We start from the raw sequence: 26,518 nt of genomic DNA on the forward strand, positions 1-26,518 counted from the left end.
TTGTCATGCGCATTGCCTGGGCCTCTGTTCCCGGCCATACCACCATGGTCAGCGTCGCCGCGCCCCGGGCCTCCATGACCGTCACCGTCATGGCCTGCTGCACCATGATCGCCACCCTCTCCATGGTCGCCGCCACCGTGACCGCCACCGCCGGCACCACCGTGACCGCCACCTCCGGCACCACCGCCGTCACCACCGTGACCGCCACCTCCGGAGCCACCGCCGTCACCACCGTGACCGCCGCCGCCTCCGCCGTTGCCGCCACCACCGTGACCACCGCCGCCTCCGCCGTCGCCACCACCGTGACCGCCACCTCCGGCACCACCGCCGTCACCACCGTGACCACCGCCGCCTCCGCCGCCACCACCGTGGCCGCCTCCGCCTCCACCGCTGCCACCATCTTTGGCATACACGCTGGAGAAACTACCGATGTAATCAGGCACCAGGACAGTCGATGCCGAAAGGACCCCGCCAATTGCCAGAGCCAACAAACATTTCTTGAGTACCATGATGCACCTCCGCTTGGAGTTGCGCCGTCATCTCCGTATCGAACGCAATGTCCAGTGAGTTCCCGGCCGCCCACTGGAGCGGCCAGCCAACCGGCACGGCCAAAAATTTGCAGCAATCACGAGCAACTGCGGTATCCGCACGATCCCTCAGAGCCAGCCGGTATCGTTACGTGGGAAATATTCCCACACCTTTTAGATTAGCGCTGTCAGCCTGAGTGTCAACGACCGAACATCAGGACCAAACGATTATCCTCACGGGCATGACAACCTCCTGGTCGGCGTAACCGAACAGGGTGTGCAGCAGGCGATGGCCTGGGTGGAGGCGGTGAAGCGCATCAGTGCAGGGAAACAGGTGGATATCAATAGGTGTGGCTGAACACCAGTCCAGCCTCGCCATCCGGGCTGGCGTCGGAAAACCCCTTGACGGCATACAACTGAAACTTCCAGTTCTGATTGAGCTTGTGCGTGAGGAACAGGGTGAGCTCCTTGATCTGGTCGCCCGTGGATACGACCTTCTGCCGCCAGTCGTAGGACACGCCCGCCGTGGTGCGCGCGAACACGGGCATGGCGAAGCCCAGGCCGGCGAATATCGGGTTGTCGAAGTTGGTGCCCGACGGGTCACCGAATTTTTTCCAGCCCAGAGTGGCGAACCCGGTCACAGGGCCGAAGGCTTTGGCGACGTCGACCTGGGCGGAATAATCGGTTTTGCCGGTGCCCAGGCATTTGTCTTCGTCAGCCGTGGGCAACTTGACCTTGCCGATCAGGTCCACGAACAGCCCGCCAACGCTGCCGTCAAGCACGGCATAGTCGGCACCGGCGACGGTGTCGCCCAAACCGCTTTCCACTTTGCCGCAACCGCCGGGTAACGGCTCGCCGTCAGGGCCGACCGAAGGATTGGTGATACGCAGCCAGGGCACAGTGAGCTTGTAGGTCATGGGGCCGGTCTGGTATTTGCCCACCAGCGGGACGTACCAGGTTTCGGAAATTGTACCGGTGCCATAGTCGCCCCGAGAGTAGTCGGTTCCGATCGAGGTCGAGAAGGTATCGGCCAGGGCCGGCAAGGCCAGGCTGGCAAGTAAACCGACAAGCAGGATGCGCCTGGGGTTCATGTTCACCTCGTGTGTTCCGTCATCGAAGTTCACACGCATGCTTTGTTGCGTGACATACCCAGCCTAGTTACTTATGACGATAGTGCATCATGCCTGCACTGTTTAACCCGACCTGCCAGAGTGATCGACTTTTTCAACCGGCTCAACCTTCTCGACTTTCTCTACTTTCTCGACCCTTTCGACTTTCTCTACCTTCTCGACTTTTTCTGGCCGTTCGACTTTCTCGACTTTCTCTGGGCGTTCGACCTTTTCGGCTTTCTCTACCTTCTCTACCCTCTCGACTTTGTCGGGTTGCTCGACCTTCTCGACACGCTCTGACTTGCCGGACCTGTCCACGCTTTCTCTCTGATCGCCGCCACCATGACCGTCATTGCCCCCGTGGCCAGTATCGTCGCCGATGCGGACTTCGCTGTCGGAGCGGCCACTCCTGTCACTGCCCGAGTTGCCGGAGCTGCCGGAGCTGCCGGAGTTGTTGGAACCGCCCGAGTTGCTCGAGCCACTCGAGTCGTCCGTGTTTTGCTCGCCGGCTCGGGGTCGCCCATGCTGGTTGCTGGCTGGTGAATCGGAGCGCTCGCGGGGTAATTCGATACGCGTGGCCTGCACGTCTCGCGCGCCGGTAAACACGCCGTTGACCCGCACGCGTCGATCCAGCGCCAGCTCCGAAGGCTGCACACCGACAAACACGGTGTCGCGCGCCAGCGTCACATTAAAGCCACCCACCACCAAATGGTGGTCCTGCCGGCCCTGAACCAAGCCCTCGATCACCGCATTGTGTACCCGGCCAATGAAGGGCAGGCTCGGATCCGGGCGGCTTTGGGTCACGTCCAGCTCGCGGCCGGACCACTGGCCGCGCACCAGCACTTCCTGCGCCGGACCTTGGTGATTGCTGAGTTTGAGCCCCTGGAGATAGCCGCTGCGATCCACCGGACCGATGGCACTGGCCTCCTTGAGGCCGGGCGCCCGGTCGATGCGGCTGGCTACCACGTCGCCACGGGCATCGCGCAGCCCGCTGACCCGCACGGGATCACCCGGGCGCAGACCGGCAGCGACTTGAGCACCGCTGGCCAGGCGCACCGGTTGCCCCATGACACGCATGGGCATGGAGTCTCTGGGCAGGGCTGTCAAGGGACCTTCGTAGACGTGCAGGATAGAAATGCGCCCGGCCTCCAGACCTCGTTTGGAATTGAACGCTTCCACGGCAACCACTTGGCCGACTGCCAGCTGGGTGCTGGTGGTGGCAATGCCGTTCTCGCTGACAGGAACATTATTACTGAAGTGCACTTCCACGCCATTGACGCAGATCGAAGCGAACCCGGTGATGGTGCCGACAATGCCGGTGCCACCGATCCCTCCGTTGTCATCACTGATGCCTGTGCCACCAACGCCGCCTGCAACGGCACCGGTGCCGCCAATGCCGCCAGGGCGCTTTTTCAGTGGTGCGCCGGTACCGCCCACCCCGCCGTTGTCAGTGCTGATGCCGGTACCGCCCATGCCACCAGGCGCTGCGCCCGTGCCGCCGGTGCCCCCCGGAGCCTGGATGACCGGCACCTCACTGATGCCCGCGTCATTCTGGCTGACACAGGCCGGGGCGGCTTGCAACACAATCGGAAGCCCGAGGCCCAGAGCGAGGGCGATTGCACGTATCAGGCGCAAATTGACGGTCATGGCTTAGGGGCCGTTGGTGAATCGGGATCGGAAGCTTCAGTGTAGAAGTACAAACCGACCGTGATGCGCTGGCGCGGTTCAAGGCTGGGCAGATCGCGGAATTCCAGCTCGGCGGCGAGTCGGTTGAAGCTCAACAGGGCCTGCATCCCCTCGCTGGCAACGGCCTCGCGTAGCGCCTCGACGCTCATCGGGGCCAGCGCGTCATAGTGGACGCTGCGTTCAAAAAAGGCCGGACCTTCGCTGCTCAGATTGTGTACCGCAGCGCAGGCATGATCGTGCAGGTTATGCCCCAGGTAAGCAGTTTTCTCATCGAAGCCCTTTTGTGGCACGAAGGCCTGGGCTTCGAGGTGCACGCGCTCTTGTTCGTCAAGGCGGACGACGCCCAGGCGCAGCCACTCGTCCAGCACCACCCGCGCCCTGATATCCGTACTGACCTTCGCCACCAGGGCGTCAAAGGAGCGGTCACCGCCGACACTGGCCAATCGAGGCAGTGGCAATGGCTGGCCGGCGTCGTTGCAAAAGGGCGCGTTGGTCCAGGCGTTGACCAGTTGCGCACCGAACGTGATGTTTTCCGGAAGCGTAGAAGAAGCGGGGTCGCTGGTGTTGCGCAAGCGCCGTACATCTTTGCGGTGCACGCCGGTGAGCAGGCTGATGCGGCTGTCGGTCGGTGCCTTGTCGCCCAGACGGAACTCACGGTCCGCCACTTCGACGAAAACCTCCTTGAGCAGGTCGGCAAACACCAGGTAGGTGACGCCTTTGCGCAGCATCAGGCGTACCAGCGGCCGCATGACATGCCGCAAGGCTTTGAGGAGCGAAGTAGGCAGCGTGGACGATTGCATTCAGCGGATTCCTGGATAGATAACCTCAGTATAGCCACGTGGGAAATAATCCCATAAATGCAAGCATATTTTTTGCAGTGCCTCATACAAAACCGGTCCCCAGGGTTTTGTATGAGGTCAACAAGCTGCTTCAGATCCGGCTGTTGTCGTCGCCGGTTTCGCCACCGACATGGACGCCATTGTCGTCACCAGGCTCACCGCCGACATGTTCGCCATTGTCGTCACCCGGCTCGCCACCGACGTGGACGCCGTGGTCGTCGCCAGGCTCACCGCGGGCGTGGACGCCGTGGTCATCACCAGCCTCGCCGCGGGCGTGGTTGCCGTGGTCATCACCAGCCTCACCGCGGGCGTGGTTGCCGTGGTCATCACCAGCCTCACCGCGGGCGTGGTTGCCGTGGTCATCACCCGCTTCTGCATGGGTACCACTGCGACCGGAGTTCGAGTTTCCAGAGCTGGCATGGCCTGAATTCCCGTTCCCATTCCCATGGTCGCTGCCGCTGTGACCACCGCTGCCACCGCTGCCACCGCTGCCACCGTTCCCACTGCCGCCGCCATGGCCACTGTTGCCGCCGTTCCCACTGTTGCCGCCGTGGCCTCCGCTGCCACCATTCCCACTATTGCCACCGTGGCCGCCACCGCTACCGCCACCACCGTTGCCACCACCACCACCACCACCATCCTTGGCATAGGCACTCGATTCATGGGAAACGGAATCTGGTACCAAAACGGTGGAAGCAGAAAGGACGCCACCGATTGCCAGCGCCAGCAAACCTTTCTTGAAAAGCAGGTAAGTGTTCATCGTGCATTCTCCTGGTGATTTACCGCGAGCGGTGCCAACACAATCAACGTTGCAATCCGGGAGCGGCATGGGAGGAACCTGTAAGACTTACAGTTTCCTCTGAATCTTTCACGTGGGATTTTTTCCCACGCAATGTAAGTTAGCCCTTTCTGACTCCGGGTCAACCTGCGCAGGAGAAAGCCGACCGACGGCTTTATGCAAGCAGTCGAACTATCGGGAACCACCTAGGGGTTATGGAAAAAGGACGAGTGGTCGAAAGGCCTCTATCGCGGATGATCACCGAGAGGTGACGGCGGCTGAGGCAACACGGAAAAGGGGCGTTCGTCCGGGTGGAGCGAACTTCACTCTCCTCCTCGATCACATGCAGTCCTTGGCAAGCGAACCCCGGCAGAGGAACAGCCGAATGAAATTGGCCTCAGTGGCAAGCGCCGTCATTTCCAGTCTCGCGCCTGGCGTATTCGCCCAGAACGCCCTGCCAGAACCCGGCGCCAGTGTTCGCGTCGTGGATTACCACTATGGAATGGAGTGACCCTGGAYTATGAAGACAGCGAAGGTGAGCTGCACAAGATCCGCTTCCTTGAATGGGGCGGGAGCACCACCAGTGCTGTTCAGTTAAGGATTCTGCAGGAGCGAGCTCGCTCCTGCAGTGGATCATTCTCGCTTAACTGAACAGCATTACCCCGGTACCGAGGATTTTTGCGCACCGACACTGCCCGCCCTACCGGCGACTGCGAGTGCCACGCAACAAGCCAGTAACGAGAATGCGGCGAATGCGCCCATCACATGCAGATAAGGCAACACGTGATTCCAGGCTCGAGCCACCCCCAGGAATGCGGCGAACAGCCAACCGCTCATGGAAAGCGCACCCAACAAGGCGAGCCGCGTGCGGCCTGCACTGCGCAGCGCGACGAATGGAGCTTTTTGCAGCAGCGGGAAGCCGACTCGATGCAGTAATGCACCGTTCAGGCTGAGCAGCGCGACGACAGTCACCTTGGCCCAGAGTTTTTGATTGAGCAGATACGCGTCGCCATCAGCGAGGTAACCCTGAAGCACCAGCAACAGTCCGCTTGCCCAAAGGGCCAGCAGTGCGAAGCTGACGATCTTCTGAGTTTCATCAAGGTACTCAAGCCGCGCCTGGTCCAGTATTTCCTTGCGCCAACTCCAAAGCTTGTGATCCGCCTGCAACACCCTCCCCAGGGCAATACACGTAGCAAGCAGATGACCGTATACGAGAAGCATTTTGAGCATTGCCTTGACCTTATTATTGTTTGGGCGCTGCGTTCCCTGCTTCGCGAATTGAAAACGAATGATACAAATTAGCAATTGCGTTTTCAAGACAAACATTCTCTAACACGCGCCCGCACCGACCACCATACGACTTTCGTCGCAAGTGGAGCCGGTCATTCCTGTGGCGGCAAAAAGCAAAATTGCCATGTGCTCCCTTCTTTCCTGCTTGCGTCGCATTGCTTCCGGAGCCTTGTTCACAGCAGAGCAAGCCTGCAACAGCCTTCCGGCTGGAGCTCATCGCGAAGTTGCAATAGATCGGCACGGTGCCGATGATCGACATCCGGGCTTACGCCCATTGGCTTGCGGACTAGCGTCAGAGCCCCGACTGCCGCGCCGGTAATCGAACCGATGACGGAGAAATTGGCATGCCTGCCTGTCATTGGCGTGAGCAACATGAACCATCGGTACTACCGAAGTTGTCTGCAACCGACTCCCTCATTTCGTTGTCGTTGCAAATGCGCTGCGTCAAGGCGCGGGCTTGCCGCTTTAAATGAAACGATTAGGCAGTCGTCGCGGAGCGCGGGGGCATCCGCTTTTTTTTTGGAGGCCGAGCGGCCAGCCCGCTGTCAAAAAGTTGGTGCCAGCGAACGACAGCTCGTGGCCGAAAGCTACCGACCTGGAGCAGTCGGCGAACAGAATAATTGCAAATTAGTGGCTATGCTTGGATTGCTGTCGAAACTGATCAGGCAGTCCGGCAGGCTGCGCGGAAATGACCCGCAACGTGCCCTATGTCACCCGACTATTCTGCGTGAAGCATCCAGTTCAGGGGCGCAAATCCGCAACGACACTCCGGTAGACATGGAGCAAACCCTGCACCTGCAGGCGCAGGGTTTGGACTGGATCTGTCGGGATCACTCAGGATCGAATCGACTTTCGCTACGGTGCGGCTGGGTTGGCGTGACACTCAAGACGTATAGCTTCGGTAGCTATTGCTTGTCTCGGGAGCTTCGCTCACGAAAACCAGCGTGAATCCAGAACAGAGAAAAAATTTGGCTAATGCTACGTGCGGTGTGTTCTCAGGTTCAGGTGTCGGCACAAAAGGTTAATTGGTTTCCGAATACCGCTTCTATTGGTCAATTTAGAAGGATTATGTTTGGAGATTGTGAAATGGATTTTTTCAGGAATAAAAGCGCCGCAAAGCAAGCCATACCCACCAGTTCAAGTAAGCCGCGCTCGACCAAATGGCACCGCATGTACTTTTTTCTTGCGGGATTCGACGTGCTGGTTGTTGTGCTGAGCGTGCTATTGAATCACCTGATCGTCGATACCTATCACCGCTCCATCAAGGCAAACCAGTCGTGGGTCCAACAGCTGTCGAGCTATTCAACGCTGGGCAGCCTGGCTTCCGCAGTCAATGCGCCAGGCAATAATGTGTTCGATACACATAATGTTGAAGCCGAATCGCGGAACATGAATGATGCCTTGCGCGCCTTCAACGAGCATTTGGCAATGGCCAAAAAACAGTTGGAAGTACGGATCGCCAATGAGGCTGAACACAGTGCAGATATACAAGCCTTTACCCTTGCATTGAAGGATGGGGTGGGTGCAGTTGATGCCGCGATGGTCGAAATGGTGAACGAGGCCTTGCTGATCTTTTCCTACTTCAGGGAGGGGCAGTCGGATAATGCCGGCAAACGCATGGCAAYGATGGACAGGAAGTTTGCCCTGTTGCTCGCCTCACTCAGTACCGTGCGGGATCGCGTTGGCCTGATTCAAAGCAAGCTCCTGGAGGAGGAGCTTGAGTCGGTCGAAGAACTGCGCCGGGTCGAATACGCGATCATGGTGTTCGTGCTACTGATGGTCAGTGCGGCCGTTATCTACGGGGGCAAGATCAGGCGCGAAATGGAGTCGCAAGCAGCTGAAAGGGAAGGTTATCTGGCAGTGCTGCGCGAAAGCGAGATGCAGGCCCGCCAGCAAGCATCGCTGCTGGACAAGGCCCAGGACGCCATTGTCGTTCACGGGATGGATAACCGCATCCTGTACTGGAACAAAAGTGCCGAGCGTCTCTACGGTCTGTCAAAGGAAGAGGCACTCGGCAAATCGGCACAGGAGTTGATCTACCAGGGCAGCGCCGCTTTCAATGCGGCCACTAACAGCCTGATAGAAACGGGTGACTGGGCGGACGAAGTTACACTTCGACGCCGGGATGGCTGCACCATCACGCTCGAAAGTCATCGAACCCTGGTGCGCGACGATGATGGCCAGCCGCAGTCCGTTCTGTCGATCAATACTGACATCACCCACCGCAAGACCGCTGAGCAAGAGGTCCAGCGCTTGGCCTTCTACGATCAGTTGACCGGGCTGGCCAACAGGCGGCTCATGTTGGACCGGTTACAGCATCTGCTGGCGGGCAGCTCCCGTAGCCTGCATACGAGCGCGATAATTCTCATTGACCTGGATAACTTCAAGGCACTGAACGACACGCTGGGGCATGACAGAGGCGACATGTTGCTGCAGCAAGTTGCTCTGCGCCTTTGCGGCTGCATACGTGAGAGCGACACCGTGGCTCGCCTGGGCGGAGACGAATTCGTCGTCCTGCTGGATGGCCTTAATGAGAATCCTCCAGAAGCAGCTATCCAGGCCAAGGCTATTGGCGAAAAGATTCTCAACTCTCTGAACATTTCCTACCAGTTGGATGGATATGAGCACCACAGCACCCCCAGCCTCGGCATTGCGCTGTTCCAGGGGCAGCTGAGCACAGTGGACGATATTATGAAGCGCGCTGACCTGGCGATGTATCGCGCCAAGGCGGCGGGCCGCAATACCATGCGCTTCTTCGATCCGGAAATGCAGGCGGTTGCCACGGCACGCGCCAGACTGGAAGTAGACTTGCGCCAAGGCCTGCAGGACAACGAATTCCTTCTTCATTACCAGCCGCAGGTGAATAGTGAGGGCCGTATCATTGGCGCAGAGGCACTGATGAGATGGCAGAATCCTGAGCGCGGAGTCGTGTTTCCAGGCGAGTTCATTCCATTGGCAGAGGAAACGGGGTTGATTCTGCCGTTAGGCCGTTGGGCGCTGCAGGCAGCCTGCACTCAGCTGGTTGCCTGGGCAAAGCATTCGGAAACCGCCCGACTGGGTATGGCTGTGAATGTCAGCGCCCGCCAGTTTCACCATCCGGACTTTGTCGAGGATGTACTGCAAGTACTGAGATACACGGGGGCCGATCCGAAGAAATTGAAACTGGAACTGACCGAAGGCCTGCTGATAGAGGATATGGAAAGTACTGTCGCCAAAATGATCGAGTTGAAAGAGATCGGCATAGGCCTTTCGCTGGATGATTTCGGAACCGGCTACTCGTCACTGTCATACCTGAAGAGCCTTCCGCTGGATCAACTCAAGATCGACCAGTCCTTCATCAGAGATGTGCTGGTTGATTCCAACGACGCCGCCATCGCCTGCGCGATTGTGAGCCTGAGCCAGATATTGGGGCTTTCGGTGATTGCAGAAGGTGTGGAGACAGAAGCTCAGCGCACCTTTCTGGTCAAGCATGGCTGCCAGACCTACCAGGGCTTCCTGTTTTCCCCGCCACTGCCAGCCGAACAATTTGAGCAGTATGTTCACGAAAGATTAATGGCGAGCACTGATTTCCCACGGACCAAGACTAAATCGCCATAACTTCGCAGGTGCCTGGGAACGTCCGCTTTCGGCTGTGGATTCAACCCAATGCGGACGATGAGAGGTCGACTCAAATGTGGCTCGCACCCGCAACTGCCGGAGGTAGCCTCGAACAGCTAGCAGGAGCGAGCCTTCTTGCCCGCCTTCGGGCGTAGCCCAGCTTCCTGCGAGCTCCGCGATCAACTGATTATGCCCTCGCCTGATTCCTTGCCCGCTGCGCTGCCGGGCCTGGCCATGGGCGGGGCCATCGGTACGTCGAGGTGGCGTGGAGCCCACTCTGAGGCCGGGTTTACCGGCCGTATGTCGTCTGGATTTTATTTCGCAAATATAGATAGCAGACTAATTACAAGCTCAACTATGATGAGCTAACTTCTCCGCAGCAGATTTCACCATGACTGACATATTGACCCTTGGTTTTGCCCTGCATGACAGCGCCCGGCTGATGCGCAAGCGGTTCGAGCAACGCGCTCGGCATGTCGGCCTTACTCGTTCGCAGTGGCAAGTGCTGGCCATGTTGTCGACCAATGAGGGCATCCATCAAAAAGGGCTCGCGGATTTACTGGAACTGGAATCGATCACCCTCGTGCGCCTGCTGGACAAAATGGCCGAGCGCGGTTTGGTCGAGCGACGTCGTCATCCCACGGATCGACGCCTGTCCCTGTTGTTTCTGACGGAGCAGGCCCATCCGCTGCTGCAACTCATGCGTGACATGGGCCGAGTGACCCGCCAGGAGGCCACGCGCGGATTCTCTGCCGAGGAGGAACAGCTGCTGCTGGGGCTGATGAAGCGGATGAGGTCGAACCTGATCGAAGCCTGCAGTCTTCCCGTTGAAGAGGAGGAGCATCGTCATGACTGATCAACGCCTGAAGCCCCCCGCCGAACCTGCCGTGATGCCCAAGTCCGCACGGCTTGAAGGCCCCTCTCCAGCCGAAGCCCGCAAACCGGACCTCGGGTACACCGAGGCCGGGCCGGGCAATGCCTCACCGGCCCGCCCAGGACGACAGCTCATGCGCACCACGCTGTTTGCCTTGCTACCCATCGTGCTGGTGGTCGGCGGTTACCTGTATGTCACGGGCGGGCAGATCATTTCCACCGACAATGCCTACATACAAGCCGATCATGTCGGCGTCTCCACCGATGTCTCGGGCCTGGTCGCCTCGGTTGATGTCAAAGACAATCAGCGGGTGGTCAAGGGTCAAGTCCTGTTCACCCTGAAGCCTGAGCCCTTTGAGATCACGTTGGCCAGTGCCAGGGCGCAACTGAGCAATGTGCGCAATCAGATCCTCAATCTCCAGGCCAATTACAAGCAAGCGCTGGCCGAAATCGACCAGGCGCAAATTGACCTCGCCTACTACCAGGCCAGCTTCCAGCGCCAGCAAACCCTGCTAAGCGTCTCGGCAGTGTCCAGAACCAACTACGACGATGCCAAGCATGCGCTGGACAGTACCCGGCAAAAAATCACCGTGGCCAGGGCCACCGCACAAATGGTACTGGCGCAATTGGGCGGGCATATCGAAACACCCGTCGAACAACAGCCCACGTATCTGATCGCCCGGGCCGCTGTCGACGAAGCGCAGCGCAACCTGGACAACTCGGTGGTCAGGGCTTCGTTTGACGGTGTCGTGACCAACGTTGATTCGCTGCAAGTCGGCTCCTACCTGCAACCACCCCAATCKGGCATCAGCCTGGTGTCAGCCGACCACCTGTGGGTCGCTGCGTCCCCCAAGGAAACCGAACTGACCCACATGCAACCCGGTCAGCCCGTCGATATCAGTGTCGACAGCTACCCTGGCGTCCAGTGGCACGGCACCGTCGAAAGCATCAGCCCGGCGTCGGGTTCAAGCTTCTCGTTGCTGCCCGCGCAAAACACCACGGGCAACTGGGTCAAGGTCGTGCAACGGATTCCCGTGCGCATCAGCATCGATGATGCCGGGGATAAACCGCCGCTACGCACCGGCATGAGTGTGCAGGCCGAGATTGATACAGGCTCGGCACGTGGCTTGCCGCACCTGTTCTCGGGGCTGCTGGCGAGCAAGGTCCCTGCCCCGGCCCTGGCCCATGAATAACCCGGCACCGACCGAAGCTGTGGCCCATCGCGGGATGATCACCGCTTGCGTCGTGCTGGCGGTGATCATGCAAGCGCTCGACACCACCATCGCCAATGTCGCCCTGCCCTACATGCAAGGCAGCATCTCGGCCAGTTCGGACCAGATCAACTGGGTGCTGACGTCATACATCGTCGCCGCGGCAATCATGACGCCGCCGTCTGCCTTCCTGGCCAGGCGCTTCGGGCGCAAACGCGTGCTGCTGTGGGCGATTGTCGGCTTTGTGGTCTCGTCGATCCTTTGCGGCCTGGCGCAATCGCTGGAAGAAATCATCCTCGCCCGCCTGCTGCAGGGCTTGGCCGGCGCGGCGCTGGTGCCCCTTTCCCAGGGCATTCTGCTGGACATCTACAGCCTCAAGGAACGCGGTTCAGCCATGGCGCTGTTCGGCGTGTCGGTCATGGTCGGCCCGGTGCTGGGGCCGATGCTCGGCGGCTGGCTGACCGAGAGTTTCAGCTGGCGCTGGGTGTTCTTCATCAATTTGCCCATTGGTTTGCTGGCGCTGGCCGGGATCGTCTATTACGTCAGTGAAACGACCACCGACACCTTGACCCGCCTGGACTGGCTCGGCTTCGGTTCGCTGAGCGTGGCGATCATGGCCCTGCAACTGTTTCTGGACCGGGGCGAGCAACTGGGCTGGTTCGCCTCCGGGGAAATCCTGGTCGAAGCGGTGGTGGCCGCTGTCGCCCTGTATGTGTTCCTGGTCCACACCTTCACCACCGACACGCCCTTTATCAGCCCGAAGCTGTTCAGGGACCGCAACTTTTCGATCAGCGTCATCTTTATTTTCATCGTCGGCATTACCTACCTGGCCTCACTGGCGCTGATGACCCCCTACCTGCAAACCCTGATGGGCTATCCGGTGCTGACCGCCGGCATGGTGATGGGCCCGCGTGGTCTGGGCACGATGCTGACCATGTTCCTCGCCGGCCGACTGTTGGGCAAAGTCGATACCCGCCTGTTGCTGCTGACGGGCCTGGGGTTGTCGGCGCTGTCGATGGGGCTGATGACCGGCTGGACGCCGGATGTGTCGATGCAAACCGTCATCTGGGTCGGCTTCATCCAGGGCACCAGCCTGGGCATGCTGTTTGTGCCACTGACCACGGTTGCCTTCGCGACACTGCCCGCCTCCTTGCGCGCCGAAGGCACCGGGCTTTACAGCCTGTCGCGAAATGTCGGTTCCAGTGTCGGGATCTCCATCGTGACAGTGCTGCTGACCCAGAACATCCAGGCCAACCACGAGCAGATCGGTGCCTACGTCACGCCCTTCAACCGGGCCTTCGACGCAGGGTCGATCAAGAGTTACCTGGACCCGATGGCCGCGTCCGGGCGCGCCACCCTGGATGCATTGGTCACCGTGCAAGCCAGCTGGATCGCTTACGTGGATGACTTCAAGCTGCTGATGCTGTTGTCACTGGCCGTCATGCCATTGTTGCTGATTATCAAAACCCCAAAAACCCGGGTAAATGAAGAGCCGGCACCGGTCGTCGAGTAATCACAACCGCGTACCTGGCCTCGCAAGCGCAGGAACCGGGACCCGCCCGGTTTTTCGCGAAACCTTTGCCCACGCGGCCCGCCAGCTCAACACGTAACCGCACGCGACGACTAAGCTTTTGTAACGTCACCTCGTCCCTCAAGGAGATATCCATGAGTGCCGCCCTCTTGTCCGAACTCGATGCCGCCCTGCCCGGCCTGACCCGCAAGATCCGCGTGCTGGATGCCCTGTCCTGGCCCGATGGCGTCGAGGAAGACTTCCTGGCGAAATGGCGCGGCGGGCGAGCCGAGTTACCCAAGGTCGAATTGCAGCCCCGCGACCACAGCGCCGACATCGCCGCCCTGGAAACCTTTATCAGCCGTTGCGATGTGGGGCATCCGGCCGGGAATTTCCTCGCCATGACCGCCCGTAGCTATGCCACGGCCGGGCACATGCTGGGGGCCATTGGTACTCCCGCCTTTACCCAATACTCGTCAGCGCTGTACCGGCGTCCGGATTTCTACTACACGCGCTTGCAACTGAGCATGCTCGATGCCGCCCGTTTTTTCCTCAAGACCACCGACGCCCTGCTCGGGGGTGCGCGGATTCCACCTTGCCCGGCCGAGATCCCGGCCAAGGCGTTCGCCGCCTGGATTCAACCGGAACTGGACCGCTTCTTCGGCGTCGGACAGATCACGGTCGTGCTCGATCCGAACCTGGCCGCCAAGGCCATCGCCGGATCGAGCCGCATTCGCCTGCGGGCCAGCGCGCTGTTCTCCGAGCTGGACAAGCATCAGCTGTTGCAGCACGAGGCCTTCGTGCATGTCGCCACGGCGCAAAACGGTGCGCGACAGCCCAACCTCATAAGCCTCGGCCTGGGAGCGCCCCGCACGACCCAGACCCAAGAGGGCATTGCCACCCTGGCCGAACTGTTCACCGGCAGCATGGACATCAACCGCCTGCGTCGCCTGGCCCTGCGCGTGCTCGCCGTCCAGCAGGCGCTGGAGGGGGCCGACTTCATCCAGGTGTTCGAAGGTTTCATGGCGGCCGGGCAGTCGCAAGAGGAGTCCTTCCGCTCGACCCAACGGGTGTTCCGCGGCGCCGACCTGCGGGGCGGTTCGGCATTCACCAAGGATGCCGCTTACCTGACCGGGTTGCTCGGTGTCCACACCCTGCTGCGCATTGCAATCCGCGATAACCGGCCGGAACTGGTAGGGCATTTGTTTGCCGGGCGCCTCAGCCTGGCTGACACCGTGCGCCTGGCGCCACTGTTCGAATCCGGCTGGCTCAAGGGACCGACCTACCTTCCGGCCTGGGCCTCCGATCTGCGCCTGCTGGCGGCCAACCTGGCCTTCTCTGCGTTCATCGCCCAGATCAAACTGGACGTGCTGGACCTGAAGGTGTTCATGGCATTTGCCGAAGAACACGAAAGCGATGCCAGCGCCCAGTGATCAGGGTGACACCGTTTTAAAGACAACCCGGGACCTTCGAATGAGCTGCTACCATTATGAAGCGAAATAGAAGCTGGGCTCTGTGGCTTGCAAAGTCAGCTTTCACCTCTGCGGCATTGACTCACTCATTTCAAGCCTGCCTGACCACATAGGGGGTGCAATGCGCATTCCATTTTTTTACGCGTTGTCAGCCGTACTGTTCTTGAGTGGATCTTCCTGCCTGGCATTGGCTGCCGATGCGACCGCCGCCGCACCGGCACCCGCTGCCGATACAGCGCCCGTCACCGCGCCTGCCAAAGATCCCGTGTTTACCCAGGAACAGCTGGATCAAATGCTGGCGCCCATTGCGCTTTACCCGGACCCACTGTTGGCACAAGTACTGATGGCCACCACCTACCCGGGGGAAGTCGGCGAGGCGGTCACCTGGTCCAAAGCGAACCCGGACGCCAAGGGCGACGATGCGGTCAAGCAGGTGGCGAACCAGCCCTGGGATCCGAGCGTGCAGGCACTGGTCGCCTTCCCGCAGGTTCTGGCAACGCTGGGGCAGGATCCCGTCTGGGTACAACGCCTGGGTGACGCCTTCCTGGCGCAACCCGACGATCTCATGAACGGCGTGCAACGCTTGCGTCATCAGGCCCAGGCCGCTGGCAACCTGCAGAGCAATCAATATCAGAACGTGACGATACAGAATGTCGCGGCGCCGGCCCCCGCGACCACAACGTCGGCACCGGCTCCAGCCGCTGAGCCGGCCCCTGCCAGCAGCTCCACCATCATCATTCAGCCTGCCGATCCGCAGGTGGTGTACGTCCCCACCTATAACCCGACAACCACCTACGGCACCTGGCCCTACCCGGCGTCGCCGCCCGTGTACTATCCACCGCCACCCGCTTATTACCCTGGTCAGGCCCTGATGGCCGGACTCGCGTTTGGTGCCGGTGTGGCGATCATTGGATCGTTGTGGGGTGAATGCGACTGGGGCAATAACGACATCGATATCGACGTCAATCGTTACAACAACATCAATGCCAACAACCGGATCACCAATAACCAGAACAAATGGCAGCACAACCCGGTGCACCGCAATGGCGTGCCCTATCGAGACAGCGCGAGCCGCGCACAGTACGGTCGGCAACTGAACGGCGCCAATCAGCGTGAAGCCTATCGCGGGGACAATGCCCAGCGCGCCCAGGCGCGTGAAAATGCCCGCACCTCAATGGACAGGCACGGTATCGAACGACCTGCCACCAGCAACCGCGAAGCCCGTGATCAAACGCGCAAACTGCAGTCCGGAACCGCGGGCGACAATCGGTTACAGGCGGGTGCAGACAGGCCGAAGGCGGCTGACAGAGGCCAGGGCACGGCCAGAAACACCCGGGAGAATCAGCAACCCCGCAAACAAGCCTCTCAAGTCAATCAGCAACCCAGAAACCAGAGCGCCCAGCTGAATCAGCGCAGAGAGGGCCAGGCGCAGACGCGTCAAACGGCGAATCAACGGCCGGCCGCCAGTACCGGCAGTGCCCGCAACAACGCCTTCGCCGGCGCACGCTCACCGTCCCAGGCTAACATCCAGGCCAATCGTGGCCGGACCAGCCAGGCATCCGCCCAACGCCCAAGTGCCGCACGATCTGCCGGTCACCAGGTCAGTCGGCCATCCAGTCCACCAGCGCGTCAAAGGGGGGGCCGTCGTTGAAAAACCATCCTCGAGTGAAAGGATTCAAGGGCCTGCTCCCTCATGTCCTTGCGATAGCTGCCGGCCTGGCGTGGTCGTGCATGGCGACGGCACAACAGGCATTTCCAACGCCAGAAAAGGCCGCTGAAGCGTTCGTCGAAGCACTGGGTACGGAACACGCCGACCAGGCACGCCTGACGAAGCTGCTGGGCAGTGACTGGCACAGTTACATCCCCCGTGAAGGCGTGCAGCGCGAAGATGTGGATGCGTTTTTGCAGCAATACCGCGAGCAACACCACATTGAAAACCCCAGCGAGCGCAAGGCAATCCTGGCGGTCGGCAGCAAGAACTGGACACTGCCCATTCCCATGACAAAAGACGCGAATGGTTGGCGCTTCGACATGAAGGCCGGCAGTGCCGAGATCCGTGCCCGTCAAATCGGTCGCAATGAACTCGCCGCAGTGCAATCGGTGCTGGCCTATCACGACGCGCAGATGGACTATGCGTCAGTCGATCGTGACGGTGACGGCGCACTCGAGTATGCGCAGAAGATCTTCAGCACTCCCGGCAAGCACGACGGACTCTATTGGGCGGAAGACGACAGCGGCCAGATCAGCCCGTTAGGACCTTCGTTCGGCAAAGCCATTGCCGACGAAGAGTGGCATGGTTACCGCTTCCGCATCCTTGATGGCCAAGGCCCTTCGGCACCGGGTGGCGCCTACAGCTACCTCATCGGTGACAAGATGAGCCGGGGCTTTGCGCTGATTGCCTGGCCGGCGAAATACGACGACACCGGGGTGATGAGTTTCATGATCAGTCATGAAGGACAGGTGTTCGAGAAAGACCTGGGGCCAGGTGGTGAAAAACTGGCGAAATCGATGAAGCGCTTCGATCCGGATGACAGCTGGAAGGAGGTGCCTGAAGATCAGGCCCCATTTGTCACGATGCATTGACACGTTGTCACTATGACCTGACATGAGAACGCTTTAGCGCATCAATCAGTGCAAAAAAACCACCCAAACCAACGTGCCAAGGTGGTTTTTTCGCATAAACGTTTTGAGCGTAACCGTCGATCGGGAGCGCATCTGCTGGATGGCTGAGCCTCTCGGTGACTTGGCCAAGACTGTTACGGCCTGGTATTGGATAAACAACACATCAGAAAACGGCCAGCAGTTGCTGGCGATAATTTATCGCGATCTTCACGGCACGGCATTGGGAACTCTACAAGCAGTATTGAGCGGACGTTTCAATAAAAACGATTTCGTGTTGCTGCAAGTGCTGAAGCCTTAAGCCTGGCCCCATCATCCCCATTGGCCGCCAGTGTTCGTTAGTTAGTGTTCAACGCGGTGAACAATCAAACCGAGGCTTTTAAATCCACGCCCAGTGCCTGGGCAAATGCCTTCACCAAGGGGCTGCGCACAGTGTTATGGCGCAGAATCAGACTGAACGGCGTGACGATGTTGATCAGGTCCGGGCGCACCGCGCGAAACTCTCCCCGCGCCACCATCGGCGCGGCGTAATGCTGGGGCAGGAACCCCAGGAAACGACCAGTCTTGATCAGCAGCGCAACGGCCTCCACCTGGGTTGCCGAGGCGGAAAAGCTGTCGTAGTGGGCGAATTTCAGTTTGTCGCGATGAATCGCGTAGCGATGGTTGATGCACTCGTAATCCTTGAGCACATTACCACCCATGTCCTCGTCCGCCATGGAGAACAGCGGGTGGCCGAGCGCGCAATAAATCTCCGAGCGTTCTTCGTATAGCTCGTAGTAATCGAACTCTTCGCGCTTTTGATAAACCGGCACAATTCCCGCCACCAACCGCCCCTCGACGACACCTCTTTCAACCTCATCAAGTTGCGTGGCCTGAAGTTGAAATCTAACCTTGGGAGATTGTTCGTTAATACGTTTAAGCGCGGTAACTAACGGCGAATTGACATCAGAGATTGTGTTATCAATAACCCCCACACCAAGATCACCGACAAGTTCGTTTTGCGCTGAACTAAGGCGATCGCGAAAGTTGTCGACCGAGGCAAATAAATCTATCGACGCCTGATACACCAGACGCCCTTCTTCCGTCAGGTGAAAGCCCTCTCTCCCCCGCGTGCAAAGGCGCATGCCGATTCGGATTTCCAGGTCGGAAATCTGTTTGCTGATGGCTGCCAGCCCCACATTCAGCTCATTTTGCGCGGCACTGAAGCCACCTGCCTCGACCACGGCCTTGAATACTTTGAGCAGTTTGAAGTCCAGCCCACTGAGGGCTAACGGAGCCCGTTGCAGCGTTTTCGGCGGCGGGTTTCCGGAATTGGAAAGTGGGGTTTCCATAATGCTTATTTACCTCTGGCGCCCTATTCAACAATCTGTGCCCAACAACAAAAACATAGCTGGCCTAATAATAATGAACACAGAAAACCAGGCTTGGCAACCGCCAATAAATCCCGAACATCAGTGCCAAATCACTGATCTCAAAACATTAAAAGCTGACACTTCGATCAGCTCTCGCTCCTTTGCAACTGCCCTCTTGAAAACTGCTCTGGCCTGATTTCGATCGCTGACTTTGTAGCGACGTTGCGGCCCGGCATACCCATTTCAGTTCGCGTTACCGACGAGGAAAACAACAATGTCTCAAACCACCGACCGTCTCTGGGGTGCTCGCTTCAAAAGCGGCCCTTCCGAAGCCTTGGCGGCCCTGTCCCGTTGCCCTGAGCGCTACTTCCGGCTCACCCCGTACGACCTCGCCGGCTCCAAGGCCCATGCCCGGGAACTGCAGCGCGCCGAACTGCTGAGCGAGCAAGAAACCCGGACCATGCTCGACGCCCTGGAACGTATCGGCGCGGACTACCGCGCCGGCAGCATCGCCCCGACCCTGGACGACGAAGACGTCCACACCTTCATCGAGCGTCTGCTGACCGAACGCCTTGGCCCCCTCGGTGGCAAGCTGCGCGCCGGTCGTTCGCGCAACGACCAGACGGCCAACGACCTGCGGCTGTTCCTGCGTGACCACGTGCGCACCCTGGCCGTTGAAGTGCTCGGCTTGCAGCAGGCGCTGGTGGACCAGGCAGAGCATCACATCGAGAGCATCTGCCCCGGCTTCACCCACCTGCAGCAGGCACAACCGATCGTGTTTGCTCATCACCTGCTGGCCCACGCCCAGTCGATGCTGCGCGACGTGCAGCGCCTGGTGGACTGGGACGCGCGTACTTCGCTGTCGCCACTCGGTGCGGCGGCCATGGCTGGCTCGGCTATCGCTCGTTTACCTCAGCAATCGGCAAAAGAAATGGGCTACAGCGGTGTTTGCGAAAACTCCATCGACGCCGTGGCCAGCCGCGATCACGTCGCCGAGTTCCTGTTCATCGCCAGCATGCTCGGCATCAACATCTCGCGCCTCGCCGAAGAGTTTTGCCTGTGGTCGTCGCGGCAATTCCGCTGGGTCGTGCTGGACGATGCCTACGCCACCGGCAGTTCGATCATGCCGCAGAAAAAGAATCCGGACATCGCCGAACTGGCGCGGGGCAAGGCGGGTCGCCTGATCGGCAACCTGACCGGCCTGTTATCCACCCTCAAATCCCTGCCGCTGTCCTACAACCGCGACTTGAGCGAAGACAAGAACGGCGTGCTCGACAGCGTCGACACCCTGCTGCTGGTGCTGCCGGCCATGGCCGGAATGGTTGCGACCATGAAGGTCAACGTCGAAGAGCTGCGTCGCCAGGCACCGCTGGGCTTCACCCTCGCCACCGAAGTCGCCGACTGGCTGGCGGTGCGCGGCGTGCCGTTCAAGGAAGCCCACGAAATCACCGGTGCGTTGGTCCAGGCTTGCGAGAAACACGACATCGAATTGTGGGAAGCCTCCCCGGCACTGCTGGCGGAAATCGACCCGCGCCTCACACCGGAAGTACGCGAAAGCCTGACCCTCGAAGCCGCCATCGCCGCCCGTAGCGGCTGGGGCGGGACCGCGCCACAACAGGTGCGTGAACAGATCGGCCGCCTGAAAACCGCCCTCGCCGCCCAGCAGCAATGGACCGAGGACTATCAGGGCTTCCGCCTCTGAAAAACGCCACAAAACCCTGTAGGAGCGAGCCTGCTCGCGAAGGTGTGTCAGCTAAATCAATGTCGACTGACACACCATCAAGGATTGTGTTTGACCTGAAATACCAGTGTACGGAGAACCAACATGAGCCAGACACAGGCAGAACGACTCCAGGCGGAGCGCAAACTGGCGGAAAACCAGTTCGACATCACCCAATACGATCATGTGCCCCGGCGTTACTACGGGCGGATTTTCTTCGCCACGGTGATCGTCGTAGCCATCATCGGCCTGGTACGCGCATTCGCCGAAGGCAAGATCGAATGGTCGTACATCGGCCAGTTCCTCACCTCCCAGGCGATCATGTGGGGCTTGCTCAACACCATCGTCATGGCGGTGCTGGCGATGGCACTGGGCATTGTGTTCGGCGTGATCACTGCGATCATGCGCATGTCGGCCAACCCGATCCTGCGCTATGTGGCGCTGACCTACACCTGGCTGTTTCGCGGTACGCCGCTGATTCTGCAACTGCTGTTGTGGTTCAACCTGGCGCTGATCTTCCCCACCATCGGCATCCCCGGCCTGTTCGAAATGGACACCGTGAGCCTGATGACCCCGTTCGTGGCCGCCCTGCTTGGCTTGAGCATCAACCAGGGTGCCTACACCGCCGAAGTGGTGCGTGCCGGCCTGCTCTCGGTGGACACCGGGCAGTATGAAGCCGCCAAGTCGATCGGCATGCCGCGCCTGCAAGCGCTGCGCCGAATCATCCTGCCGCAGGCCATGCGCATCATCATTCCACCAGTGGGCAACGAGTTCATCGGCATGGTGAAAATGACCTCGCTGGCGAGCGTCATTCAGTACTCGGAACTGCTCTACAACGCACAGAACATCTACTACGCCAACGCCCGCGTGATGGAGCTGCTGATCGTCGCCGGTATCTGGTACCTGGCCACCGTCACGGTCCTGTCCTTTGGTCAAAGCCGCCTGGAGCGTCGTTTCGCCCGCGGCGCCGGCAAGCGTTCCTGAGGAGCCGCACATGAGAAGCATCGTCAAGGCCGTGAGCCTGAACAAGTATTACGACCAATTCCACGCACTCAAGGACATCAACATCGAAGTCGAGCAAGGCGAAGTGCTGTGCATCATCGGCCCGTCGGGCTCCGGCAAAAGCACCTTGCTGCGCTGCGTCAACCAGCTGGAAAAGATCGACAAGGGCGGCCTGTGGGTCGACGGCGAGCTGGTGGGCTACCGGATCGTCGGCAACAAACTGCACGAGCTCAACGAGACACAGATCGCCCGCCAGCGCCTGTCCACCGGCATGGTGTTCCAGCGTTTCAACCTGTTCCCGCACATGACCGTGCTGCAAAACATCATCGAAGGGCCGTGCCAGGTGCTCAAGCGTTCGCCCAAAGAGGCGCACGAAGAAGCCGTGGAACTGCTCGCCCGCGTCGGCCTGGCCGACAAACGCAACAGCTACCCGATCGAGCTGTCGGGTGGTCAACAGCAACGCGTCGCCATTGCTCGTGCATTGGCCATGCGCCCCAAGCTGATGCTGTTCGATGAACCCACTTCGGCACTCGACCCGGAACTGGTCGGTGAGGTGCTGTCGGTGATGCGCGATCTGGCGCAGACCGGCATGACCATGATCGTCGTCACCCATGAACTGGGCTTCGCTCGCGAGGTTTCCAACCGCATGGTGTTCATGGACGGCGGGCAGATCGTGGAGGCTGGAAGCCCCGAAGAAATACTAATAAGTCCGCAAAACCCTCGCACCCAAAGCTTCATTTCTGCCGTTCGAATCTAAGGGCCTGGCTCGCAAATCAAGAGCTGCCTCACAACACTCATAAGAGAACGACCATGAAGAAACTCGTTATCCCAGCAGTACTCGCCGGCGTTATGGCATCCGGCTTCACCTTCGCTGCCGAATTGCCGGCCAGCATCAAGGCCAAGGGCGAGATCGTCGTAGCGATCATGCCGAACTACCCGCCGATGGATTTCAAGGACCCGGCCACCAATACCCTCACCGGTCTGGACTATGACCTGGGCAACGCCCTGGCCGAACGTCTGGGTGTGAAGATCAAATGGCAGGAAACCGGTTTCGAGCAAATGATCAACGCCCTGACCACCGACCGCGTGGACATGGTGCTGTCGGGCATGACCGACACCGCCGAACGTCAGGCCAGTGTGACCTTCGTCGACTACTTCACCAGCGGCCCGCAGTTCTACACCCTGCAGAAAAACAAGGACACCCACGAGATCATCGACCTGTGCGGCAAGAAAGTCGGCACCAGCCGCCGCACCACCTTCCCGGCGGAAATCGCCGAGTGGAGCAAGGTCAACTGTGAAGCCGCCGGCAAGCCTGCGATCAATGTGATCGGCACCGAAGGCTCGGCCGATGCCCGTGCGCAACTGCGCCAGAGCCGCATCGACGCGGCCATGCAGGGCAGCGAAACCCTGCCCTACCTCAAGACGCAGGAAAAGGATATGTACAAAACCGTGGGCCTGCCGATCTCCGAGCAGTACACCGGGATGGGCGTGAGCAAGAAAAAACCTGAGCTCAGCGAAGCGGTGAAGGTTGCGCTGCAGAGCATGATCGACGACGGCAGTTACCAGGCGATCCTGAAGAAGTGGGATCTGGAACTGGGAGCGATCAAGACGGTGACCGTCAACGCCGGCAAATAACACACTGACCTGTAGCAGCTGCCGAGCCTGCGAGGCTGCGTCCGAGGACGAAGTCCTCGCAATCCCGGCGCACACGGTTTGTCTGACAGACCGCGTAGTCAGGATTTACGACTGCTTCGCAGCCGAACGCAGCCTCGCGGGCTCGGCAGCTGCTACACGGGTTATGCCAATAGTTTAATGGAGTACCAACGATGTCCTCCTCCCCCCAACCCACCTGGCCCGGCCGGCACAAAGCCTGTCTGGCCCTGGCCTTCGACCTCGACGGCCCCACCGGCGATGCCATGCTCAACGGCTCGATCTGGCGCAAGCCCGAGTATTTCGGCTTCGGCGGTTATGGCCCGTACCGGGCGCTGCCACGGATTCTCGATCTGCTCGACGAATTCCGTCTGCCGACGACGTTCTTTGTCCCGGCCTGGGTCGTGGAGAACTGGCCGAAACAGTGTCAGGCGATTGTCGAACGCGGGCATGAGGTGGCTTATCACGGCTACAAACACGAATCCTTCTACGCCCTGACGCTGGAACAGCAAAAGGACGTGATGAAGCGGTCCCGCGAGGTGTTCTGGAAGCACCTGCACATCCGCGCCGAAGGTTTCCGCACGCCGTCCGGCGACTGGCGGGCCGAAACCCCGGCGATGCTGGTGGAGGCCGGCGTGACTTACTCCAGCAGCATGCGCGGCGATGACCGGCCGTACCTGGTGAATGTACCGGGCCACGCCACGCCGCTGGTGGAAATCCCCGGTCGCTGGGAAATGGACGACTACGCCTCCATCGCCTATACCCGCGCACCGGACTTCCCTTCGGGGCTGGACCGCACCGCCAGCTACGCCCTGACCCTGGACAACTGGTGCCGCGAATACGACGGCGCCATGGATGAAGGGCTGTGCCTGACCACCCTGTTCCACCCCAAGATCACCGGCAAACCAGGACGCATCCTGTTGCTGGAAAAACTCTTCGAACACATGCGCCAACGCGACGACGTCTGGTTCGCCACCTGCCGCGACGTCGCCCAGTGGTGGCTGAAGGAACATCACCATGGTTGATTCCACTGTCTGGCCCAAGGGCTACCGCTGCGCCGTGGTACTGACCGTCGACTACAACGACATCCACGGCATTCTCACCCAGGCCCCGGAAGTCGCCGGACGCGACAAGACCCTGTCGGTCTGGCGCTACGGCACCCAACGCGGCGTCGAGCGTTTGCTCGCTTTGTTCAAGGAACTCGGTGTTTCCAGCAGCTGGTTCGTACCCGGTATCGTCGCCGAGGAAAACCCCGAGCATATCCGTGCGATCCAGGCGGGCGGGCATGAGATTGCCTGCGCCGGGTATCACCATCAGAACTACGACAGCCTCGACCTCGCTGCGCAGAGCGCCGATATCGCCAAAGGATACGCGGCGTTGACGGCGCTGACCGGTCAGCGTCCCACCGGTTTGCGCATCCCCGCCGGCAACGGTGCAGCGGGCTTCATCGAGGCGTTGAGGGATCAAGGCATTCGCTGGTCGTCGTCCTGGCGTGGTGATGATTTGCCGTTCGCTCACCCGACCGCGCCCGACGTAATCGAGTTGCCCCTGCATTATGAGCTGGAGGACGAACCCTACTTCGCCTTCAATCTCAGCCCGGCGGTGCCGCCGGCGCAATCGCGGATCGCATCCTACAGCCACACCCTGGGCAACCTGCAAATGGACTTCGCCGGGTTTCATCGCTTCGGCCTGTGCTACGTGTTGCGCCTGCATCCGGAAATCATCGCTACACCGGGGCGCATTGGTGTGTTGCGTGAGTTGCTCGAAGGGATTTTGCAGCACGATGACGTATGGATCGCTACCGGTGCTGATGTCGCCCAGTGGTGGGCGGAATCCGCAGCGCCGATCACTGAAGATCATCCGGCGTCGGTGTATGAGCGGCATTACAGGGACTACGTGCTATGACAGAGCGCATGCAACGACTGGCGAAATTTTGCGTGGATACGCGGTTCGAGGACCTGCCGCCCGCACTGGTGGAACAAGCCAAGCGCCACATCCTCGATACTTTCGGCGCGACCCTGGCCGGGGCAGACAGCGAAGTCGCGAAAACGGCTCGGCAGGTATTCGAAGACGAAACGGGCGACACCTTGGTCTGGAGCACTCGCCAGCGGGTCAGCGCCACCCAGGCAGCCATGCTCAACGGCATCGCCGCCCATGCCCTGGAACTGGACGACACCGGTGGCTGCGATCACTCCGGCGCCGTAGTGCTGCCGGCGGTCATGGCGGCGGTGTCGATGGCCGGGCAACCGGTGAGCGGCCGCGAGTTCATCACGGCCGTGGTGATCGGTTACGAAGTCGGGCGCCGGGTACTCGAAGCCTGCGGCGGCTACTCAGCCCATAACGGCGCTGGCTGGCACTCCACGGCGACCTGCGGGGTGTTCGGCGCGGCAGCCGCCAGTGCACGGATTTTTCGATTGAATGCCGGGCAAACCTTGTCGGCACTGGGCATCGCCGGCAGCTTCAGCGGTGGCTTGTGGGCTTTCATCCACGACGGCTCGCAAAGTAAAAAACTGCACAGTGGCCGGGCCGCCGAAGGGGGGTTGCTGGCGGTGCGGTTTGCGCAGCAGGGCATCAGTGGTCCAACAAAGTTGTTCGAGGATGTCTGGGGCGGCTTTTTGCAGACACTTGCCAGCGCCAACTCAACCCCCGAAGCACTGGATGCCGATCTCGGCGCCGTATGGAAACTCGCCCGCTGCTCGATCAAGCCCTACGCCTCGTGTCGCGGCACGCATTCGGCCATCGATGCGTTGGGGCTTTTGCTCGACCAATTGAATGTGCCAGTCGATCAGGTCGAAGACATACAGGTTTCGCTGTGCAGTTTTCTCAAGGACATGTGTGGCGGCCAGGATGTCGGCACCCTCGCGGCGGCGCAGATGAGCCTGGCGTATGCACTGGCGGCACGGCTGGTACATGGCCACTGTCGATTGCAGGCCTATGACGATGAAGCGCGCAACGATCCACGCATTGTCCAGTGGATGTCACGCATTCGCCTTGAAGTGGACCCGCTACTGTCCGAGGATGGCGAGCCCGTGGTGACACTGCGGACCGTGGACGGTCGGCAAGCGAGCCTGTGCGTCGAAGTGCCGTTGGGCGCGCCGGGTAATCCGCTGAGTGATGTGGCGCTGGAGGAGAAGTTCTTCAGTTTGGCGATGCGGGTCATGTCCCGGGAGCGGGTTGAGGAACTGCTCGGGCAGTTGTGGCGGATTGAAGAATTGGAATCGGTTCGTACTCTGGATCGGTGGTTGACTTGAGTATTGCGTTACTTGTGCCGGCCATTTCGTCG

22 protein-coding genes and 1 pseudogene are annotated in these 26,518 nt (G+C 60.2%); 16 read left to right on the forward strand and 7 right to left on the reverse strand.

Going from position 1 to position 26,518, the window contains the following annotated elements:
* The 5 genes from AB4Z35_RS27175 to AB4Z35_RS27195 form a co-directional block, all read right to left on the reverse strand.
* A partial coding sequence (locus AB4Z35_RS27175) for a hypothetical protein (RefSeq protein ID WP_442100512.1) occupies positions 1 to 409 on the reverse strand: 409 nt, incomplete at its 3' end.
* A gap of 459 nt (positions 410 to 868) precedes the next feature.
* Complete coding sequence (locus tag AB4Z35_RS27180) at positions 869 to 1,618, reverse strand: hypothetical protein (RefSeq protein ID WP_442100513.1); 750 nt, start codon at positions 1,616 to 1,618, stop codon at positions 869 to 871.
* Positions 1,619 to 1,720: 102 nt separating this feature from the next.
* A complete protein-coding gene (locus tag AB4Z35_RS27185) occupies positions 1,721 to 3,283 on the reverse strand; it encodes a DUF5666 domain-containing protein (RefSeq protein WP_442100514.1) in 1,563 nt (520 codons plus the stop codon).
* Complete coding sequence (locus tag AB4Z35_RS27190; RefSeq protein ID WP_007998758.1) at positions 3,280 to 4,122, reverse strand: DUF6502 family protein; 843 nt, start codon at positions 4,120 to 4,122, stop codon at positions 3,280 to 3,282. The genes AB4Z35_RS27185 and AB4Z35_RS27190 overlap by 4 nt, the downstream gene beginning before the upstream one ends.
* A gap of 130 nt (positions 4,123 to 4,252) precedes the next feature.
* Entirely contained in the window at positions 4,253 to 4,921 is a 669-nt protein-coding gene (locus AB4Z35_RS27195; RefSeq protein WP_442100515.1) for a hypothetical protein, read from the reverse strand.
* Positions 4,922 to 5,324: 403 nt separating this feature from the next.
* On the opposite strand from AB4Z35_RS27195, the pseudogene AB4Z35_RS27200 reads away from it, so the two are divergent.
* Positions 5,325 to 5,590: pseudogene (locus AB4Z35_RS27200) on the forward strand (DUF2790 domain-containing protein).
* Positions 5,591 to 5,596: 6 nt separating this feature from the next.
* Here the strand turns inward: AB4Z35_RS27200 and AB4Z35_RS27205 are convergent.
* Complete coding sequence (locus tag AB4Z35_RS27205; RefSeq protein WP_442100550.1) at positions 5,597 to 6,169, reverse strand: hypothetical protein; 573 nt, start codon at positions 6,167 to 6,169, stop codon at positions 5,597 to 5,599.
* Positions 6,170 to 7,315: 1,146 nt separating this feature from the next.
* On the opposite strand from AB4Z35_RS27205, the gene AB4Z35_RS27210 reads away from it, so the two are divergent.
* The 8 genes from AB4Z35_RS27210 to AB4Z35_RS27245 all read left to right on the forward strand — a co-directional run bounded on the left by AB4Z35_RS27210 (position 7,316) and on the right by AB4Z35_RS27245 (position 17,812).
* A complete protein-coding gene (locus AB4Z35_RS27210) occupies positions 7,316 to 9,826 on the forward strand; it encodes a putative bifunctional diguanylate cyclase/phosphodiesterase (protein WP_442100516.1) in 2,511 nt (836 codons plus the stop codon).
* Positions 9,827 to 10,229: 403 nt separating this feature from the next.
* Complete coding sequence (locus tag AB4Z35_RS27215; protein WP_442100517.1) at positions 10,230 to 10,682, forward strand: MarR family winged helix-turn-helix transcriptional regulator; 453 nt, start codon at positions 10,230 to 10,232, stop codon at positions 10,680 to 10,682.
* Positions 10,675 to 11,892: an HlyD family secretion protein gene (locus AB4Z35_RS27220; RefSeq protein WP_442100518.1), complete on the forward strand. Its 1,218-nt coding sequence runs from the start codon at positions 10,675 to 10,677 to the stop codon at positions 11,890 to 11,892. The genes AB4Z35_RS27215 and AB4Z35_RS27220 overlap by 8 nt, the downstream gene beginning before the upstream one ends.
* Positions 11,885 to 13,423 (forward strand): MDR family MFS transporter, encoded by a 1,539-nt coding sequence (locus AB4Z35_RS27225; RefSeq protein ID WP_442100519.1) that lies wholly within the window; start codon positions 11,885 to 11,887, stop codon positions 13,421 to 13,423. Before AB4Z35_RS27220 ends, AB4Z35_RS27225 begins: the two co-directional genes overlap by 8 nt.
* A gap of 152 nt (positions 13,424 to 13,575) precedes the next feature.
* A complete protein-coding gene (locus AB4Z35_RS27230) occupies positions 13,576 to 14,853 on the forward strand; it encodes a tyrosine/phenylalanine carboxypeptidase domain-containing protein (protein ID WP_442100520.1) in 1,278 nt (425 codons plus the stop codon).
* Positions 14,854 to 15,013: 160 nt separating this feature from the next.
* A complete protein-coding gene (locus AB4Z35_RS27235; protein WP_442100521.1) occupies positions 15,014 to 16,543 on the forward strand; it encodes a DUF3300 domain-containing protein in 1,530 nt (509 codons plus the stop codon).
* A gap of 80 nt (positions 16,544 to 16,623) precedes the next feature.
* The gene (locus AB4Z35_RS27240) at positions 16,624 to 17,475 is read left to right on the forward strand and encodes a DUF2950 domain-containing protein (protein ID WP_442100522.1); all 852 of its coding nucleotides are present in this window, start codon (positions 16,624 to 16,626) and stop codon (positions 17,473 to 17,475) included.
* Between the two features lie 139 nt (positions 17,476 to 17,614).
* The gene (locus AB4Z35_RS27245) at positions 17,615 to 17,812 is read left to right on the forward strand and encodes a hypothetical protein (RefSeq protein WP_442100523.1); all 198 of its coding nucleotides are present in this window, start codon (positions 17,615 to 17,617) and stop codon (positions 17,810 to 17,812) included.
* 64 nt (positions 17,813 to 17,876) lie between these two features.
* Here the strand turns inward: AB4Z35_RS27245 and AB4Z35_RS27250 are convergent, their stop codons facing one another.
* Positions 17,877 to 18,842, reverse strand: a complete 966-nt coding sequence (locus tag AB4Z35_RS27250) for a LysR family transcriptional regulator (protein ID WP_442100524.1) — start codon at positions 18,840 to 18,842, stop codon at positions 17,877 to 17,879.
* Positions 18,843 to 19,137: 295 nt separating this feature from the next.
* Here AB4Z35_RS27250 and argH point away from each other — a divergent pair, with 295 nt between their 5' ends.
* From argH to AB4Z35_RS27285, 7 genes are all read left to right on the forward strand, one after another.
* Positions 19,138 to 20,565: an argininosuccinate lyase gene (gene argH / locus AB4Z35_RS27255; protein WP_442100525.1), complete on the forward strand. Its 1,428-nt coding sequence runs from the start codon at positions 19,138 to 19,140 to the stop codon at positions 20,563 to 20,565.
* Positions 20,566 to 20,688: 123 nt separating this feature from the next.
* On the forward strand, positions 20,689 to 21,567 hold the full coding sequence (locus AB4Z35_RS27260; RefSeq protein WP_277529416.1) for an amino acid ABC transporter permease: 879 nt from the start codon (positions 20,689 to 20,691) through the stop codon (positions 21,565 to 21,567).
* A 10-nt stretch (positions 21,568 to 21,577) separates the two neighbouring features.
* A complete protein-coding gene (locus AB4Z35_RS27265) occupies positions 21,578 to 22,342 on the forward strand; it encodes an amino acid ABC transporter ATP-binding protein (protein WP_442100526.1) in 765 nt (254 codons plus the stop codon).
* Positions 22,343 to 22,395: 53 nt separating this feature from the next.
* On the forward strand, positions 22,396 to 23,220 hold the full coding sequence (locus tag AB4Z35_RS27270) for an ABC transporter substrate-binding protein (RefSeq protein WP_442100527.1): 825 nt from the start codon (positions 22,396 to 22,398) through the stop codon (positions 23,218 to 23,220).
* 191 nt (positions 23,221 to 23,411) lie between these two features.
* A complete protein-coding gene (locus tag AB4Z35_RS27275; RefSeq protein WP_008001403.1) occupies positions 23,412 to 24,260 on the forward strand; it encodes a polysaccharide deacetylase family protein in 849 nt (282 codons plus the stop codon).
* Positions 24,253 to 25,140 (forward strand): polysaccharide deacetylase family protein, encoded by an 888-nt coding sequence (locus AB4Z35_RS27280; RefSeq protein WP_442100528.1) that lies wholly within the window; start codon positions 24,253 to 24,255, stop codon positions 25,138 to 25,140. Before AB4Z35_RS27275 ends, AB4Z35_RS27280 begins: the two co-directional genes overlap by 8 nt.
* Complete coding sequence (locus AB4Z35_RS27285) at positions 25,137 to 26,486, forward strand: MmgE/PrpD family protein (RefSeq protein ID WP_442100529.1); 1,350 nt, start codon at positions 25,137 to 25,139, stop codon at positions 26,484 to 26,486. Before AB4Z35_RS27280 ends, AB4Z35_RS27285 begins: the two co-directional genes overlap by 4 nt.
* Positions 26,487 to 26,518 lie beyond the last annotated feature (32 nt).

Source organism: Pseudomonas sp. KB_15 (genome assembly GCF_052114525.1).
In the GTDB taxonomy this organism is placed as follows: domain Bacteria; phylum Pseudomonadota; class Gammaproteobacteria; order Pseudomonadales; family Pseudomonadaceae; genus Aquipseudomonas.